Source organism: Bradyrhizobium sp. Ce-3, from assembly GCF_022835695.1.
Taxonomy (GTDB): domain Bacteria; phylum Pseudomonadota; class Alphaproteobacteria; order Rhizobiales; family Xanthobacteraceae; genus Bradyrhizobium.
Map to the genome: position 1 here is coordinate 751,732 of NZ_BQUV01000002.1, position 16,987 is coordinate 768,718.

Below are 16,987 nucleotides of genomic sequence, written 5' to 3' on the forward strand. Positions count from 1 at the left end.
GCTTACTGGAGAAGGAGCTTGCCTGCGAGTTGCTCTCTTACTCGTCGCGAGCCTAGATCAGTCAGACGATATTTGTCGCCAACAAGTACGATCTGCCTAAGATCGCTCGCAAGGAGCTTCTTGATTGAATCAGAAATTGACGAGGCAGGTCGTTTTGCGAACTTGCCGAGCTGTGCCCGCGAAAACCCTTGTTCTCCACCAAAATGAAGTAGCACAAGTATTTCCTCATCAGCAGTAAGATCGGTTCTCTGCACCAAAATTACGTCCTCAAATACTCCTACACACGGCACATCAAACTGAAGCAACTCCCTAATTGCCTTTGCTACTCTCTCGCGGTCGCCATTCCAAAATATCCGCAAGATTTCATTCATTACCCATCGCACAGCTTCGATGATGAACTTTGAATCCATGTGGTTCGCCTGATACGATGGCGAGATATGAACAGCACCGCGCTGGCTCCGAAACTTGTAGATGTTTCGCAAGATCCGAGTGATGTGCAACGCGTCATGACGTGGAATGATTAGATGATTGAGCTTGTCATCTTCCACATATTTTAGGCAATCAGCGAAATCCTTCGTATGACTGAGATTATTTGAATCTCGGTGATAGAGAATTCGCGCTGCGATTTCCGCGAACTGTCCACCATCGAGTTCGGCAGGCTCCCAGTCTCGCTGTATGAAGCGTCTTTCAGCGGAGATAAATTCATCAAGCAATTGCGTTGCTAACAAATGATCTAGCGGCGGGCTCAGCGCCGCTAGCATTGTGCGCTTTTCGATCAACCCCATCGACGATCAGGCCGTAGCTGGTGCTTTTGCCTCAGCGATTAAGGTCTGCGCTTTGCGAATCCCCTCATCGGTCAAAAACCAAACTGCTGGAGTTTTGGTAGGGTCTTCTCCCACCAGTGACGGCGAGGTGATCTTCAGCCTGCCTAAGTCTCGTGAGACATTGCTACTCGTGATCGTCTTTGCTTGACGAAAATGAGTGTTAAATATCTTAACGATCTGGCCTGTGCTGAGTTCAGAAGCTTGGCTCACCTCTTTCACCACGTACAGCAGCCAAACGGCCTTATCTGCCGTCGACCACTGCTGTGTCGGCGTAGCAAATTTCGCAGGATCATTGCGAAAGTCTATCGCGTTGGCGCCATTACTCTCTGTCGCGGCGGATGGAGATCGAGGTCGTCGCGGAATCTTCCGCTTCCTAGCTTCATCAAATAGCGGCAGCGGTGGCGGCGCCGCCTTCGACTGGCTTGCTGTATACTCACCTTCCACAATATTGAGACTTGGCGAGAGCATGCCAGAAATCTGATCGCCAATGCTCTTGCCAATGACGGATGCGTCTTCGCGATTGCCTTCAATTTCCAGTTCAAAGCCCTGCAGCTTGAGTTTCATACGGAACTTCGACACGTCGGCACCACCTGCTGATCGAGTGAATCATTCCTCCCTAACACGCGCCGCGTGAATTTCAAGAACAGATAGTGAACTTTCCACAACAAAGCATGAGTGGATTGGCCAGCCAATCCGCTCACGTGATGCCGGCATAACGGACAGTAGCTCCGTCCTCTCATCCCGCGCGCTTCGCGCGGACCCGTTGCTTTCAAACGCCCTACCGGTTGTCTCAGCTCCCACGAAAAGTAGCGATCTGCCAGACATTCGCCCAGGCATCCCGGATCGTCGCTCGTCTGTCGCCATAGGGCGTATCCGCAGGTGCCTCGATCGATGCAGCGCCGGCCGCGATCGCCCGCCGATAGGTCCCGTCCGCATCAGGAACGTAGACGTAGAGAAAGGCCGGCATCGCCTCGCGGACGCCTCCGCCGTCGCTGATCAGGATGATGGAGTCTCCGATCCGCATTTCCGTCGGCGCATCGGAGCGGACTTCGCCCGTCGCATCGAAGACGTCTCGCAGGAATCCGGCCAGACCGGTGCGATCGCGCGTGACAATTCGCGGGATGACGGAAGGCCAGCCGGCGGGCTTGTATTGCGTCATGTGCCTGACTTGGTAGCCCGCATGAGCGAAGCGATATGCGGGGCTTACCGACCGAACAAGTTGACTGGTCCCGCATGTCGCTTCGCTCATGCGGGCTACAGCAGGCCTCACCTTCGCGCTACACCGCCCAATAGTTCGGGTGGGTGTACGACCGCGAGCGGTCGCCCCAGTCGAATTCGTCGCCGTCGAATTCGGACGGACCGGACCGCAGATCCTCCAGCGTCACCTCGGCCTCGAAGGCCTGGCGCGCGGGATCGAAGCGCAGCGCGGTCCATCTGACGGGATAGTGGTGGTGGCTGCTGAGCACGCCGCCGGTCTTGATGACGGCATAGGCCACCATGCCGCTCACCTTGTCGAGCATCAGCCGCTCGACCGAACCGAGCTTCGTGCCGTCGCGTCCGAACACGCAGACATGCTCGACGCGGTCGCTGGGCACCAAGGTATGATGCATGGCATCCTCCCTGTGTTTGCCGGGTAGTATACGCCTGTCACTCCGATCAGCCAACGGGCCGCGCTGCGCGCGACCCGTTCGGCCAGCCCCCGGCTTTCCGACTTCAGCCTGCCAACAGCTTCGTGACGACGTCATCGATCCCGACGCGCCCCTGCCGCGCGATCGTCCCCGGCTGCCCGAACGCGATCCAGCCTTCGTTGAAGCCGTCGAGCATTTGCATGCGCGGCAGCGGATTGGTCATGCCCTGACTGCGGAAGATCTGCTCCCAGTCCGCGCGCGGCACGGGGTCGGCGCGCACCGGTTTGCCGATCGCCCTGGCGAAGGCGGCGGCAATCATGTTCGGGCTGACGCCGCCGGCCGCGAGCTCGACGATGCGCGGGCCGTCCCAGCTCTCCGTCAACAACCCTGCCACCGTGGCGCCGACATCCTCGGTCGCGATCATCGGCACCGGCCTGTCGAGCGGCTGGAGATAGCTCTGGATCACCCCGGTGTCTCGTGCGGCTGCGACATCCAGCGCGGCGTTCTGCATGAACCAGGCGGCGCGCAGGAAGGTGGTCGGCAAGCCGGGCGTCGCCAGCGCCTGTTCGAGCAGCCCGAGCTGGTTCAGCAGGTTCGGCCGCCTTGCCTCGGCGCCGATGGTGGAGAGCGCGACCACACGGCCCGGCCGCGCTTCGTCCAGCGCTTGCCGCAGTGTCGCGAGCTTCGCCTTGGTCTCGTGGAAATCCGGCGACGGATCGAAGTTTGACGGCAGCATCACGAAAGCGGCCGCGCATCCCCCGAACGCCCGCGCCAGCCCGGCAGCATCGTCAAGATCGGCAATGGCGATCTCGCAGCCCCGTTCCTGCCACGGCTTGCCCTTCGCGGCGTCGCGCACCACCACCCGCAACGGCTCGCCCCTCGCCAGCAACGCGCGCGCCGCCGCGCCGCCGACCTTGCCGGTCGCGCCCATGATCGCATACATCAGATGTCTCCGTTACTTCCTGGAAAATGTGCGCGGCGCCCAACCGGCCGGCCGTGCGGGCGCAATCACCATGGCAAGGTCTTGCCGTGGCGATCGATGAATCGCAGTCCCGGCCGGCCCGCCTGGGCCTCGACCGACGTGACGACGTGCGGAATGCTTTCCTCGATCGACAGCGGCGCGTTCGCGGTGCCCATCTCAGTGCGTACCCAGCCGGGCGCGACCAGCAGCAGCACGCGGCTATCGCCGGGATGGCGCCGGGAGAAGCAGGTCATCAACATGTTGAGCGCCGCCTTGCTGGAGCTGTACAGCTCCCAGCTCCCGCGATTGTGGGCGATGCTGCCGAGCTCCGACGACATCACCGCGATGACGCCGTTGTGCGCGACCTGCTCCTCGAACAATTCAACCACGCGCATCGGGCTCAGCGCGTTGGTCAGCATCATCGCGACAAAATCCGCTTCGTGAACGTCGCGTGGCGTGCTGTCGCGCGCCAGGCAGATGCCAGCGTTGACGAACAGCGTGTCCAGCATCTGGCCGGCGAGCCGTCGCTTCAGCGCGACGACCGAACCCATGTCGAGGATATCAGCGGTTACGATGGCGACGCTGCCGGGAAACCGGGCCGCGATGCGCTCAAGCTCCGCCGATGGCGACCGCACCGTCGCAACGACGCGGGTGCCGCGCGCGCAGTATTCCTCGGCGAGCGCAAGCCCCAGCCCACGCGAGGCTCCAACAATCAAGACCGTCTTTTGCGTCGTCATGGCGGGCGCCGTTCACGTCGTTGATCCGATACCCGCAACCTCGCATGCCCACACTCATGATCAAAACGAGTTTCTGTCAGTGCAATGATGATTAGGCATCACGAATGATCGTTCGCCGACCGGTTCGTGATCACCTTGGAAACGAAGTCGACGAAGGCCCGAACCTTCGCCGGCTGGTGGCTGCGCGAAGGGTACAGCGCATAGAACGGAAACGTTTCGCCGGGCCAGTCCGGAAACAGGTCGACCAAGCGGCCGGAATCCAGCAGCGGCTGGAGACCGATCGCCAGCACTTGCGCGATCCCGGTGCCGGCGAGGCATTCGTTGATCATGGTGCCGCCATCGGTCAGATGGAGGCGTCCCGTGCTTGCCACAGGCAGCACCTTGCGGCCGTTGCGAAACTCCCAGTCGAACAGCCGCCGCGAGAGTGGATCAAAGAACTGGATGCAGTGATGCGCGGACAGTTCGGACGGGTGCTTGGGCCGCCCATGCTTGCGCAGATAGCCGGGCGACGCCAGGGTGAGGACCCGTGTGTCCATGAGTTTCCGCGCGATTGCGCTATTTCCGGTGGGTTCTCCGAACCGCATCGCGAGGTCGATGCCGTCGGTCACGAGGTCGCCGACATGCTCTCGCGTGATCAGCTCCAGCGTCAATTCAGGGTGCGCGCGGAGAAAGCCACCGAGCTTCCCCGAGAGTTGGCTGCGCAGGAAATACGCATCGATATCGACGCGCAGCCGCCCCCGGACTATCCCCGCGGCCCCGGAAGCCGAAACCGCCGCCTCCTCGATTCCGACCAGCAAGGGGGCGACCTGCTCGTAGAACAGCCGGCCCTCGTCGGTCAGCACCATCGACCGCGTGGTCCGGTCGAGCAAGCGCACGCCGACACGATCTTCGAGGCGGGCAATCGCCCGGCTGACGCCCGACGAGGTCATCCCCAACGCATCGGCGGCCCGCGCAAAGCTGCGCGCCTGCACCACCGCCGCCAGCACGGAGAGTCCTGAAAGCAGACGGCTGTCGAACGACATTGCGGCACTCCTGATTGGTCATCAGGAATGATGAGGGATCGATGCCGTGACCGCAAGCGGCGGACGCTATCATCATTTCGGAATGATAGAAATATACTGCTGAGTTGCCCGACGCGTCAAGTCGCTTTTCCGCATGCCGGCGCCATCCCGGCTACTGTGCATGGGGTTGTTTTCGATATTTTGGGACGCGTACCCTGGCTTCATCACCCCGCGCGCCGGGCGTCCCTACTCCGTCCGCCTCAGAAACGCCCCGAACGCCCGCGGGCCGTCGCCGACCTTGACCTCGCCGATCACCTTCAGCTCGGCGGCATCGATCACGCTGAGCGTGTTGCTCTCCCAGTTCGCGACCAGGATGCGCTTGCCGTCGGCGGTGGCTTCGATGCCTTCGGGGTAGTCGCCGACCGTGATCCGGCTCACGGGCTGGAGGGTCGCAAGGTCGAACACGGTGACCTTGCCGTCATACTGGTCGGTGACGAAGCCGCGGCCCTGCGCCAGCGCCACCGCATAGGGGCGCAGCCCGACATGGACGCGGCCGATCTCGCGCGCGGTGGCGATATCGATCACCGAGACGTCGTTGGAGCCGACATTGGCGGTGTAGGCGCGCTTGCCCTCGGCATCGACGGTGACGCCGAACGGGCGGGTGCCGACCTTGACGACCGCCCTGCGCTCACGGGCCGAAACGTCGGTGATCGACACGCTGTCGTCATCGCGGTCGGCCGACAGCAGCAGGAGCCCGTCCGGCGTCAGCGCGAGCCCGGACGGCGATGCGCCGACGGCAAAACTGCCGACGACGCGCTGCTCTTTGGCGTCGATCACCCGCACCGCGGCGGCGTACCAGTCGGCGACATAGACCGTGGCGCCGTCGGGAGCGACCGCGATGCCGAGCGGCCCGCCGCCGACATCGATCCGGCCGGCCACCTTGCGCGTCGAGGCGTCGACCACCGTGACCGCCTTGGCATCCGGGCTCGTCACATAGGCGAAGCGGCCGTCATTGCTGACGGCAACGCCGGCGGGCTTGCCGCCGATCGCGATCGTCGCCACCGGCTTTGCGGTCGCGAGATCGACCACCGTGAGGTCGTCGGAGAGCTGGTTGGTGACGAACGCCTCCTCGGCACGCGCGCCGCCGAGGCCGGCGAGCAGCGCAGCCAGCACGATCGTCCGCAGCATGCTCAGGTCCCGCTCTCGATCTTCTTCTTCAGCGCTTCCAGCCCGGCCTTGTAGAGCCCGCTCACCGCCTTCACCGCGGCCTCATCGCTCAGCTCCGGCGGCGGATCGTTGTTCGGGAAGCCGCGATAGAACGCGCCGGCCCATTCCAGCTTCGACTTGCCGTCGGGCGCCGGCGACACCGTCAGCGTCGACGAGTAATTGGTGACCGGCAGCACCTTCACGTCGACCGCCGTGATCCGGTAGGAATAGCTCATCATCTCGGGCTCGTATTTGTAGAGCTCCTCGTCGACGGTGGCGCCCGGCGCCAAGGTCAGCCGCCGCGTGGCGCCGATCTCGTTGCCCTTCTCACCCTCGGTCTTGCTGACGCCGGCGAGCCAGCTCATGTCCTGGAAATTACCGATCACCGCCCACACCTTGGCCTGCGGCGCATCGATCTCGATGGATTCCCGCACCTTCTGGCGGGTCGGCCCGTGGGCCCAGGCGGCCCCCAATACAGCCAATGCCGCCACCACGACGCCAGCTTTCGCGATCGTCCGCCTCATCCTTGTCTCTCCCGATCTCTGTCGGCCACACGCCGCCTGGCGCGTGCCGCAGTTTATGGTTCGGGTTTTAGACCGGATCGGAGACCGGCATCTTGCACCAGAGCGAAGTCACAGCCGCCGGCTTCCCCGGGAGGCAAGCCGCCGCGGTCCTCCCGTCAATGACAGGCGTCTTGCTGCATGATGCCGGAATCGACGTTCGGAACGTTCTTCCAGCGGTTCGACACCATCCTGAACAGGCTGCAGGACTTGTCGGCCTTCGAGAATGAGAAGGCAATGCAGCTGTCCGGCGTGCAGTTCTGCTCGCATTGCGCGACGGATTGAACCGGGAGGCGTTTGAGGACGTCGCCGGCCAGCGAATTCCCGGAGAACGGGCAAAGATGCTTCCCATCCGGCGAGAAGCCCGGATGAACCTGATCGGCGCGGATACTGGTGTCCGAACGTGCGTCGAACCGGAGCGGGCTGAGGGTCTTCTTCTGGAAGCACAGCCCGTTCCATCGATCGTAGCTGAAGCCAACGCACGCGCTGTTGGCACGGCAGGCGGCGAGGCATCCGGCAGCGTCCGTCCTTTCGAAGATCGCATCGCCCTTCGCGTCGAGAAAATCGCCACCCCTGACGTCAGAGTTCGCGTTCAGACTGAACGTGCGCAGCTGCTCGGCGCGCTGGCGTGCCACCTCGGCATTTTGAGCCGCCTCCAGCCGGCCATTGGCCTCCTGCAGCAGCGGGCAGGACGTCGCCCGGCAGCGGTCCACGAAGCTGCGCAGCTTGGCAACATCGGTTCCTGCGCCGTCCAGGTCCTTGCGATCCTGGTCGGCGTGTGCGCGCGCCTCGGCGGCTTGCAACCGGCTGGTCGTCTCGCCCGCCAGCGCACAGGACGAAGCACCGCATTGCTGGAGGAAGGCACGGAGCTTGGCGGGATCGTTGCCTGCCGCATCCAGCGCGACGCGCTGACGCCGGGCCTCCTCCGCCTTGGCCAATCGAGCGTTCTCCTCAGCCTTGGCCAACCGAGCATTCGCCTCCGCCGCCACAGGACAGGACGTCACGGCACATTGCTGGACGAAGGCGCGCAGCTTGCCGGGATCGCTCCCAGCCGCGTCGAGCGCGGTCCGGGCCGCGGCAAGGGTCACAAGGCGCGCCTGCTCCTGGGCCCGCGCCAGCCGGCTGCGTGCTTCCTGGACCAGCGTGCACCCGGGCGCGGCCTCGCAGCGGCCGATAAAGCCTTGCAGCCTGGCGACGTCGCTCCCGGCGGCGTCGAGATCCGCCTGCAACGCCTCCAGCCCCGGACCGAGATGGCTGCGCCAGGCGAAGAACGCGAGGCCCAGGCAGGCAAGCACGCCCAGGATGACCAGCGGCTGCGACGCCAGGCTCCGGATGCTGCTCTTCGGGACCTGAGGGGCCGGCTTGGGTGGCTCCGTGACGGGCTCCGGGGACGGCTCGACCTTCTCCTTGCTCCGGATCGCTTCGACCTGCGCCTTCGCCAGCGCTGCCGTCGGACTTTGCGCAAATCGCTCGATGAAGCGTTCGAGCTCCGGGATGTCGGTCGATGATTTCAGGCGCTCCCATTGCAGCCACGCCAGCCGCCGGTTGACATGCTCCGCCACGGCCGATTGCGGATGCTCGAGCAGATGCCCTTCCAGCGCCTCCTCGTCATAGCCATCGATCTTCTTCGTCAGGATCGCCCGCGCCAGAGCAACGAATGTTCCGTTGGGGAACTGCCTGAGAAAATCCTCGAAGACGTTCGCCGGTTGGTCTTCCTTGATGCCACGCCAATACAGATGCTCGCTGACCAGCGGATCCGGCTGCCCCCACGGGCTGCCCCCGCCGCCTGCGTCAGCGCGCGGTGCATAGGCGCAGTTGGGAAAGAACTCTGCTCGCGTGATGTCGCTGACATGTTCGGTGAAGCGGCTAAGCTTCGGAATCGGCGCCTGCCCCTTCAGCCGTTTCTGCGTCAACCGGACGATTTCATCCTTCAGATCGAGCCAGGAAAAACGTTTGACGTCCGCCTTCGTCAGAATGCCGTCCTTGAGGACGCGCAGGAACGTCCCCGTGAACAGCGTGAACTTGTCGTCGCGCTTGGCCAGCGCCACGCCGTGCCGCCCGGAGGCGGCAAACACCGCAATCCCGCTGCCGGCCTCGATGACCGCATCCGAAAGCCGCTTGTTGACGATGGCCTCGGCGCCGCCGGCGTCCATCTGTTCGGACTCGCCCATCGCAGAGCCGGAATAGCAGGCGTCCAGCACGAAATAGACCCGCTTGTCCTGCGCCAGCCTGGCGACGTCGTGGATCAGCAGCGCGATCTCGAGCAGGGTGGCGCGCAGCGTGCGGTCGCTGGTGCGGAGCAGAACCCGGTAATCGTCGCTGCGCAGGCCGAGATCGCCATGCCCGCAATAGTACACAATGACGTCGTCGAACGTGTTGCGGATGAAAGCAATGATCTTGTCGACCGTCTCGCTGAACGAAAGCGGCTGATCGTAGAGATCGAGCGTCGTTGTCTCAAAGCCGGACACAATCGCCGGATCGCTCATCACCCGCTTGAACTCGCTGGCGGAGTTCAGGAAGCGCTCGTTGTTCAGATCAGCATGATGATCGTAGGTCGAGGCACCGAACAGAACCACACCGAGCTTCCGCATGGTCAGCTCCCGTGCTTGGTCTCGGCCTTGGTCCTTGCTTTGGCCTTGGCCTTGGCTGTGCTTCCCTTTTTCTTCGACCGCGGCTTGGCGAGCGCCGCCTTCACGCCGGATTCGCTGGCGTCGGCCCGGATCCGGGTCCGCTCACCCTCGTCATCGACGACCGCATCCTTCCGGTACTTTGCCAGGATTTGAAACAGGCCGGTCGCCAGCGTCGCGAGCGACGTCGCCGAGCCCAGGATCTGGTTGGCGATTTCGAGACTGACCAAAAGCGTGCTTCCGATGTCCATGTGCTCAGACGACGCGGACTTCAGCGCCAGCGCGGAGGCCGGCATGCCCTGAGATCGCAGCACTTCTTCCAGTTCCTGGGCAAGAAAGCCGGCTTCGGCACTATCCTCTGTCACAAATGATAGTTTCATCTCCGCCCCCGGACGGATGTGCAATGCACTCATCGTACAACCCTATCGCGAGACACGCAACAGTAGCACACTCTCATCCGAGCATCTGTGATCGAGCACACAACGGTGCGGCACCACTCACGGTCCGCGCGCAAGCGCCGGCCGCCTCACTCCGCGAGCGCCGCGTCGACGAATCCCTTCGGATCGTCGCAGAATTCGCGCATCAGCCGGTAGTGATCGGTGTCCTTCAGGCTCACCGGTTCCAATCCATATTTGGTCAGCCGCAGCAGCGTTGCGTCCGGATAGGCCATCAGCACCGGCGAATGCGTCGCCATGATCACCTGGCAATGGCCGGTGCCGTTCATCCGGTGCAACAGCTTGAGGAATTCGATCTGCCGCGATGGCGACAGCGCGGATTCCGGCTCGTCGAAAATGAAGATGCCCTGCCGCTGGCAACGCTCGTTGAAGAAGCGCAAAAAGCCCTCGCCGTGGGAATAGGACAGGAAGCTCGGTGGCGCGTCTCCGACATCCAGCGCGGCCTCGTCGACATAGCGCGCCACCGAGAAGAAGCTCTCGGCGCGGAAGAACCAGCCATTGGTGATTTTGGGCAGCCAGCTGGCACGAAGCGCCGCTGCCAGCGAGCCGCCCATTTTCTCCACCGCACGGCCGTGGTCGACCGCACGGTAGCCCTTGCCGCCCCCGGCGTCGTCGTAGCCGGCCATCACGGCGATGCCTTCCAACAGCGTCGACTTGCCGGTGCCGTTCTCGCCGACGATGATGGTGATCGCCTTCTCGAAGCCGAGTTCGAATTCGTCGCGCAGCAGCGGCAGCACGAACGGATAGGCATCATGGTTGGGAACGCGCTCGGGATCGAGCCAGACGCGCTTGAGATACGGCGCAGGCATATTGATCGGACGGTTTCGTCTGGCCATTCGTGCGGATCCGGGAAACAACGGCGGGGTGTCAGGCTTATGACTAGAGCCCGCAATAATCCTAGATGTCCCCATGACCAGCAAGGCCTACGCTCTTTTCCGCGAGGCGATCCTTACCGAGCAGCAGGTGGTCTGCCGCTATGACGGCCGGCCGCGCGAGCTCTGCCCGCATATCATCGGCCACAACAAGAGCGGCGAAGAGCTCGTACTGGCCTGGCAGTTCGCCGGCGAGAGCTCCGGCAAGCTGCCGCAATGGCGCTGCCTGCGGCTCGCCCATGTCAGCGACTTCAGCCTGCGCAAGGGCCGCTGGCACGAGGGCGGTTCGCACCGCGCCGAGCAGACCTGCGTCAGCGCGATCGACCTCGACATCAACATCCATGTGCGCAAGCGGCGGTAAGCGGCCCGTAGCGTCGCGAGAAAGAGACGCTGCGTCCCTAACTTCAACTGTCATCGCCCGGCCTGTGCGCAATTGCGCACGTGGACCGGGCGATCCAGTACGCCGCGGCCTCTCGGCTCAAACACCGGCGTCTCTGGAATACTGGATCACCTGCTTTCGCGGGTGATGACATCGCGTGGTGTGGCAGCTTGAATCGCACCCCACCTCCATCGTCGTCCCGGCGGAGGATGTGGCGCGATTGTCGACTCTGGCTTTCGCCAGGACGACGATGGGGATAGGCCACGCGCCCCCTATGGCTGCTCCACCTCTTCCAGCACTTCCAGCACCAGCTCCATCGTCATCAAGACTGGGTTGTCGCCGCGCACCAGCCGTCCCTCGGCGATGCCGCCGAGATAGTCGACCAACGCGATGTCGAGGCTGGCGCGCACCCGACGGTTGGCATCTGGCGCAATCTGCCCTGCCGTCACCGCAAGCTCGGTCGCGAACGGCACCACGCTGTGGCCGTCGGTCAAGACGGCGCCGATGGTCGAGCCGACGCCGCCATGCAGCCGCGCCCGCAGGATGCCGTGCTGGCGGCAAAAGCCTTCCAGCGCGCAGGCAAAATCCTGGTTCGGCCGCAGCCGCAGCGCGAAGGCATGGCTGGTGGTCTTCGCGCCATGCGGCGCGCTTGCGACCGGACCGAACAATTTGAAGTTGGTCTCGCTGTCGGGCTCGGCCACAAACGTCGCGCCGTCAAGCCCGAACGCGCTGACCGCGAACGGCTCGGCGACGATGGTCTCATCCGGCAGCATGTGCCCGCCGTTGAAACGGCCGTCGGCCTCGGTCCACAGGCCATGGCAATGAAAGAACGGCGCGCCGTCGCGCTCGCCGAAGGTCAGCGCCGCGAGCTTGAGCCGGGTCACGCCGTCGGGACGGAACGTGTCGCTGTAGAACGCGGCGTTGAGGCCGTCCTTCGACAGCGCCGGCATCACATAGGCGAACGGCCCGAGCGCGCCGCCTGTGACGTTCAACACGCCACCGGAAAAGCCCTCCGCCGCAAAGCCGCGGCGAACCGCTTCGAGCAAGGGAATGCCGGCTTCAAGCGCGAACGAAAAGGCGCGGCCGCGCGCGGCGACCCATTGGATGCGCTCGGAGATGGGAGCGCCAGGCTGGGCGATGCTGCGCATCGCCTCACGCGCCCGTCGATTTGGCGATCACCTCGAGCAACCCGCGCGCCTCGAGTTCGTCGCGGATCAGCCGCTTCGGCACCTTGCCGTAGCCGGACTTCGGCAGCGCCTCCCAGAAGAAGAAGCGCTTCGGCATCTTGTAGCGCGGCACCTTTGGCGCGAGGTACGCCGCAAGCTCCGCTTCCGCAACCGCGTCCACCCCCTCGCGCGCGACGCAGACGGCGACACCGACCTCGCCCCAGAACGGATCGGGCACCCCCAGCACGGCGACCTCGCCGACCGCAGGATGCGTCAACAGTTTCTCCTCGATCTCGCGCGGATAGATGTTCGAGCCGCCGGAGATGTACATGTCGGAGGCACGGCCGGTGATGTAGACGAAGCCCTCCTCGTCCATGTGGCCGAGATCGCCGGTACGGAACCAGCCGTCGCGAAACGCCTTCGCGTTGGCGTCGGGATTGTCGTAATAGCCGGCGAACACGCCGGGCCCGATCACGCAGATCTCGCCGGTCTCGTGCGCCTTCAACTCGCGCCCGTCATCGCCCTGGATCGAGACCTGCATGCCAGTGCGTTCAAAGCCGCAGGTACCGATCCGCGCGTGCGGCCCATCCTCGGGATCGTGCAGGCCGGGCGGCAGCACGGTGATGTTGCCGGTGACCTCACCGAGGCCGAAATACTGCACCAGCACACCGCCGAGCTTGCGCAGGGCCGCCTTCTGGTCCTCGCGATACATCGGCGCGCCCGCATAGATGATGTAGCGCAGCGAGGCATGGTCGTGCTGGTCGGCGGCGGGATGCTCGACCATCATCTTCAGGATGGTCGGCACCGTGAACATGTTGCTGACGCGGTGCTTGGCGATCAGGCGGAAGGCCTCGGCGATGTCGAACTTCTCCGACGGCAGCAGGATGGTCGGCACGCCCCGCGCGGTCTGCACCAGCTGGTGCACGCCGGCGCCATGCGACAGCGGCGCCACCACCAGCGAGGCGTCGTGTTCGGTGGTGCCGGGCATCAGGTCGGCGAGATGATTGGTGATCACAAAGGCCATCTGGCCGTGCGTCAGCACCGCGGCCTTGGAGCGGCCGGTGGTGCCGGAGGTGAAGAAGAACCAGCAGGGATCGTCGTAGTCGACGGCGACGTTCTCGACATCGGCGCCGGCGTGTTTGGCGATGACATCACCAACGGTCGCCTCGCCGAACGTGCCCTCCTCGCCGATCCGCCAGGTGAATTCGAGCGCCGGATTGGCCGCCGCCTTGGCGTGCTCGGGAAAATCGGCATGGCACAGAAACGCCTTGGCGCCCGAGGCGGCCGCCAGATAGGCGACCTCGTCCGGCATCAGCCGGAAATTGGTCGGCACCCAGACCGCGCCGAGCCGGAATGCCGCGAACATCGACCAGAACATCTCATCGCAGTTCTTGGAATGCACCAGGATGCGGTCGCCCTTGCCGATGCCGCGCGCGGCCAGCGCCGCCGCCAGCGCCGAGACGTTCTGGTCGATATGGCGCCAGGACCAGGCCTTCTCGTTCCAGACGAAGCCGGGACGATCGCCGTGTCGGCGGGCGTTCTGGGTCAGGATGTAGGCGAGGTTCATCACCCGGCGTGATACCCGCGCGATCCCGCCGCGCGGCGCGGTCGCAGCCGTCCCGCTCATCGCCGCCACGCCGATACGCACAACAGACAGGGCATGGTCAGGACGGTCATCGGGTGTTTCCTCGGTCAGAACCGGGCGTCTTCGCGCGCCGCAAGGGATTGGGACCACCCGGTTTATCGCCAAGCAGCTCGCCTCGGCAAGGCCCGCCAGGCGCGGCGCGATGATACCGCGCACCGGTGGCGGCCGGCCCGTTGGAGCTGGCCCGAAACCGCTACTGCGGATGCTTGGCGAGTTCCTGCTCGCTCAGGTTCCAGTCCTGCCAGAGCTGCAGCGCGCCGATCATGGCAACCAGCGCGCCGAGCAGGATGTGCCAGAGCTGCAGCGTCTGGTCTTCCGAATAGCCGAAGATATTGGGCGACGCGATCAGCCAGAGGCCGAGCAGAATGCTCGCCACCTCCTCCCAGCGATGCAGCGCGACGTATTCGAGTTGGGCAAGACCCAGCACCAGCATGCCGACCACGAAGCTGTTGAGCACCAGATGGCTGCGCTCGATATCGACGATGTCGCTGACCTGCATCGGAAACCAGGGCGAGACCATGATCAGCACGCCGAGCAGCATGCCGAGCCAGTCCTCCCACGGGCGGTGGATCCTGAAGAAGCGATTGTCCGACACGACGAACCTCCTTGCTACAAGGGGCATACGTCAGCGGCCGGTCCCGTCACTCCCTACCAAACGTCCAGCGGGCCGCATCAGGGGCGTATGTCTGGCCTCAAGCCTAATCGAACTGGATCGGCCCGCAAGGCCCGATCGGTGTGTGTGCGATGCGGCAGGCCGGACCGCCGCGGCGTCGCACGTCAGCCACCGAGCCGCGCCAAGGCCGCCTTGGCGGACTGTAGATCGGGCTGCAGTTCGAGCGCCTTGCGCAAATCGGCTGCCGCGCCCCTCTTGTCGCCGAGCCGCAGCTTGGCCTGGCCGCGGTTGTTCCAGGAATAGACGTCGGCGGGATCATACTGCAGCGCCTTGTCGTAGTCGGCGACCCCACCCTTGTTGTCGCCCTGAAACAGCCGGATCATGCCGCGGTTGCGCCAGCCGCGCGCATCGGTCGGCGCCAGCTTCACCGCCTCGCCGTAGTCGGCGGCGGCGCGGTCGAGTTGCTCGGCATCGCGATAGACATTGCCGCGGTTGATGTAGGCGAGCACGTTGGGCTCGAGCTTGATCTCGGTGGTGAAGTCGGCGATCGCATGCGCCGCGTCGCGCTTGCGGTAGTAGACGAAGCCGCGATTGCCATAGGCCACAGAGAGCTGCGGATTGTACTTGATGGCGAGGCTGAGATCGGCCAGCGCGCGGTCGAGGTCGCCCTTGTTGATCCAGACATCGCCCCGGTTGTTGTAGGCCAGCGCGAAGCCGGGATCGATCCGGAGCGCCTCGTCGTAGTCGGCGATGGCATGATCGAGATCGTTCTTGAAGGCATAGACCCGGCCGCGGTTGGTGTAGGCGCAGGCAAAGGCGGGGTCGAGCTTGATCGCCTCGTTGAGGTCGGCGAGCGCGGCATCGAGCTCGCGCTTTTCGGTCAGTCCGTGGCCTCGGTTGCAATAGGCCCCGGCCAGCCGCTTGCCGGTCTCGGTCTTGCCGTCGATCACCGTGGTGCAGGCGCTCACCCGGTCGCCGGGCGCCGTCGTCTTGCCGATGCAGGCCTGCCAGCTCGGATCGTCGGCGGCAGCCGCTTTCGGGGGATTTGGCAGGGTCAGGGCGGCGCCGAGCAATGCGGCGGTCAGGCAGGCCAGAATGCGCATATCGTCAATCCACAAATGCCAATTTGCGGGTTGGTCGCGGCTTTGCACCGCTGGGTTCACGCGCTTAGATCAGGACAAGTGAATCAATCGGGATCTTGCGATGGCTACCGTCCGCGACAACAAGGCCGAGAGGCGCTTCGAACTCGACACCGAAGGCGGTCTGGCCTTTGCAAACTACCGGCAGACGCCCTCGGCCGTGATCATTACCCATACCGAGACGCCGCGTGCCCTGCGCGGCCGCGGCATCGCCTCGGAGCTGGTCAGGGGCGCGCTGGAGCTGATCCGCGCCGACGGTCACAAGGTGATCGCCGGCTGCGGCTTCGTGGTGGACTACCTCAACAAGCATCCGGAATACGCGGATCTTGCAGGATAGCGCCGCGCTCGTCAGACGATCTTGATCGACATGTCGGGCAGGCCCTCGAGCTTGCAGAGCAGCACGTCGCCCTTGACGACCGGTCCGACATTCTCCGGCGTGCCGGAATAGATGATGTCGCCGGCCTTCAGCTCGAACGCCTCGGAGAGCTTGGCGATCTGCTCGGCGACGCTCCAGATCATGTTCTTCAGATCCGAGCTCTGCCGCACCGTGCCGTTGACCGCGAGCGAGATCGCGCCTTGCGTGAAGTGGCCGGTCTTGTCAGCCGGATGGATCGGCCCGAGCACCGCGGCGTGGTCAAAACTCTTGCCGATCTCCCACGGCTTCTTCTCCGCCGCCATGCCGTTCTGCAGATCGCGCCGCGTCATGTCGAGCCCGAGCGCGTAGCCGTAGACGTGCTCGAGCGCCTTGTCGGCGGCAATGTTGCTGCCGCCGGATTTCAGCGCGGCGACCAGCTCGACCTCATGGTGATAGTTCTTGGTCAGCGACGGATAGGGATGGTCGGCGACCGTGCCGACCGCGACATTCTGGATCGCATCGGTCGGCTTCTGGAAGAAGAACGGCGGCTCGCGGGTCGGATCGGAGCCGCGCTCGATCGCATGCGCCGCGTAGTTGCGGCCGATGCAGTAGATGCGGCGGACCTGAAACACCTCGCTGGCGCCGACGATCGGGATCGTCACCGCCGGTACCGGAAACATCGCCTTCGGGGCGGTCTCGGCGTGAACCGGAGCGGATTGCGCGGCGGCGCCGGCCAGCGCGAGGGCACCGGTCGCAAGCATGGTCCGGCGATCGAGATCAGTCATGAGCGTTCTCCTTTTTTGTTGGCCGATCTATAGA

19 protein-coding genes are annotated in these 16,987 nt (G+C 64.4%); 2 read left to right on the forward strand and 17 right to left on the reverse strand.

Annotation, left to right across the window (positions count from 1 at the left end):
• Positions 1-2: 2 nt before the first annotated feature.
• The 12 genes from BRSPCE3_RS09960 to BRSPCE3_RS10015 all read right to left on the reverse strand — a co-directional run bounded on the left by BRSPCE3_RS09960 (position 3) and on the right by BRSPCE3_RS10015 (position 10,835).
• Complete coding sequence (locus BRSPCE3_RS09960) at positions 3-785, reverse strand: hypothetical protein (RefSeq protein WP_244065609.1); 783 nt, start codon at positions 783-785, stop codon at positions 3-5.
• Between the two features lie 6 nt (positions 786-791).
• Positions 792-1,388, reverse strand: coding sequence for a hypothetical protein (locus tag BRSPCE3_RS09965; RefSeq protein ID WP_244065610.1), 597 nt, complete (start codon positions 1,386-1,388; stop codon positions 792-794).
• Between the two features lie 226 nt (positions 1,389-1,614).
• A complete protein-coding gene (locus BRSPCE3_RS09970; RefSeq protein ID WP_244065611.1) occupies positions 1,615-1,983 on the reverse strand; it encodes a glyoxalase/bleomycin resistance/extradiol dioxygenase family protein in 369 nt (122 codons plus the stop codon).
• A gap of 118 nt (positions 1,984-2,101) precedes the next feature.
• Positions 2,102-2,434 carry a PRC-barrel domain-containing protein gene (locus BRSPCE3_RS09975; protein WP_244065612.1) on the reverse strand — a complete coding sequence of 111 codons (333 nt, stop codon included), beginning with the start codon at positions 2,432-2,434 and terminating at the stop codon, positions 2,102-2,104.
• 103 nt (positions 2,435-2,537) lie between these two features.
• Positions 2,538-3,395, reverse strand: a complete 858-nt coding sequence (locus BRSPCE3_RS09980) for an NmrA family NAD(P)-binding protein (protein WP_244065613.1) — start codon at positions 3,393-3,395, stop codon at positions 2,538-2,540.
• Between the two features lie 65 nt (positions 3,396-3,460).
• Positions 3,461-4,150, reverse strand: a complete 690-nt coding sequence (locus BRSPCE3_RS09985; RefSeq protein ID WP_244065614.1) for an SDR family NAD(P)-dependent oxidoreductase — start codon at positions 4,148-4,150, stop codon at positions 3,461-3,463.
• Positions 4,151-4,248: 98 nt separating this feature from the next.
• Positions 4,249-5,172 carry a LysR family transcriptional regulator gene (locus tag BRSPCE3_RS09990; protein ID WP_244065615.1) on the reverse strand — a complete coding sequence of 308 codons (924 nt, stop codon included), beginning with the start codon at positions 5,170-5,172 and terminating at the stop codon, positions 4,249-4,251.
• A gap of 225 nt (positions 5,173-5,397) precedes the next feature.
• Complete coding sequence (locus BRSPCE3_RS09995) at positions 5,398-6,336, reverse strand: cytochrome D1 domain-containing protein (protein WP_244065842.1); 939 nt, start codon at positions 6,334-6,336, stop codon at positions 5,398-5,400.
• Positions 6,337-6,341: 5 nt separating this feature from the next.
• The gene (locus BRSPCE3_RS10000; protein WP_244065616.1) at positions 6,342-6,881 is read right to left on the reverse strand and encodes an SRPBCC family protein; all 540 of its coding nucleotides are present in this window, start codon (positions 6,879-6,881) and stop codon (positions 6,342-6,344) included.
• Between the two features lie 155 nt (positions 6,882-7,036).
• The gene (locus BRSPCE3_RS10005) at positions 7,037-9,403 is read right to left on the reverse strand and encodes a PAN domain-containing protein (protein WP_244065617.1); all 2,367 of its coding nucleotides are present in this window, start codon (positions 9,401-9,403) and stop codon (positions 7,037-7,039) included.
• Positions 9,404-9,510: 107 nt separating this feature from the next.
• On the reverse strand, positions 9,511-9,957 hold the full coding sequence (locus BRSPCE3_RS10010; protein ID WP_244065618.1) for a hypothetical protein: 447 nt from the start codon (positions 9,955-9,957) through the stop codon (positions 9,511-9,513).
• 113 nt (positions 9,958-10,070) lie between these two features.
• Positions 10,071-10,835, reverse strand: coding sequence for an AAA family ATPase (locus BRSPCE3_RS10015; protein ID WP_244065619.1), 765 nt, complete (start codon positions 10,833-10,835; stop codon positions 10,071-10,073).
• Positions 10,836-10,908: 73 nt separating this feature from the next.
• Between BRSPCE3_RS10015 and BRSPCE3_RS10020 the strand changes: the two genes are divergently transcribed.
• Entirely contained in the window at positions 10,909-11,232 is a 324-nt protein-coding gene (locus BRSPCE3_RS10020; RefSeq protein WP_244065620.1) for a hypothetical protein, read from the forward strand.
• A 290-nt stretch (positions 11,233-11,522) separates the two neighbouring features.
• Here the strand turns inward: BRSPCE3_RS10020 and BRSPCE3_RS10025 are convergent, their stop codons facing one another.
• The 4 genes from BRSPCE3_RS10025 to BRSPCE3_RS10040 form a co-directional block, all read right to left on the reverse strand.
• Positions 11,523-12,398 (reverse strand): PCC domain-containing protein, encoded by an 876-nt coding sequence (locus BRSPCE3_RS10025; RefSeq protein WP_244065621.1) that lies wholly within the window; start codon positions 12,396-12,398, stop codon positions 11,523-11,525.
• 4 nt (positions 12,399-12,402) lie between these two features.
• On the reverse strand, positions 12,403-14,043 hold the full coding sequence (locus tag BRSPCE3_RS10030) for an acyl-CoA synthetase (RefSeq protein WP_244065622.1): 1,641 nt from the start codon (positions 14,041-14,043) through the stop codon (positions 12,403-12,405).
• A gap of 211 nt (positions 14,044-14,254) precedes the next feature.
• Entirely contained in the window at positions 14,255-14,656 is a 402-nt protein-coding gene (locus BRSPCE3_RS10035; RefSeq protein WP_244065623.1) for an SPW repeat protein, read from the reverse strand.
• Positions 14,657-14,838: 182 nt separating this feature from the next.
• Positions 14,839-15,777: a tetratricopeptide repeat protein gene (locus tag BRSPCE3_RS10040; protein ID WP_244065624.1), complete on the reverse strand. Its 939-nt coding sequence runs from the start codon at positions 15,775-15,777 to the stop codon at positions 14,839-14,841.
• Positions 15,778-15,877: 100 nt separating this feature from the next.
• Between BRSPCE3_RS10040 and BRSPCE3_RS10045 the strand changes: the two genes are divergently transcribed.
• Positions 15,878-16,150, forward strand: a complete 273-nt coding sequence (locus BRSPCE3_RS10045) for a GNAT family N-acetyltransferase (protein ID WP_244065625.1) — start codon at positions 15,878-15,880, stop codon at positions 16,148-16,150.
• Between the two features lie 11 nt (positions 16,151-16,161).
• Here BRSPCE3_RS10045 and BRSPCE3_RS10050 read toward each other — a convergent pair whose 3' ends face one another.
• Positions 16,162-16,953: a fumarylacetoacetate hydrolase family protein gene (locus BRSPCE3_RS10050; RefSeq protein ID WP_244065626.1), complete on the reverse strand. Its 792-nt coding sequence runs from the start codon at positions 16,951-16,953 to the stop codon at positions 16,162-16,164.
• Positions 16,954-16,987 lie beyond the last annotated feature (34 nt).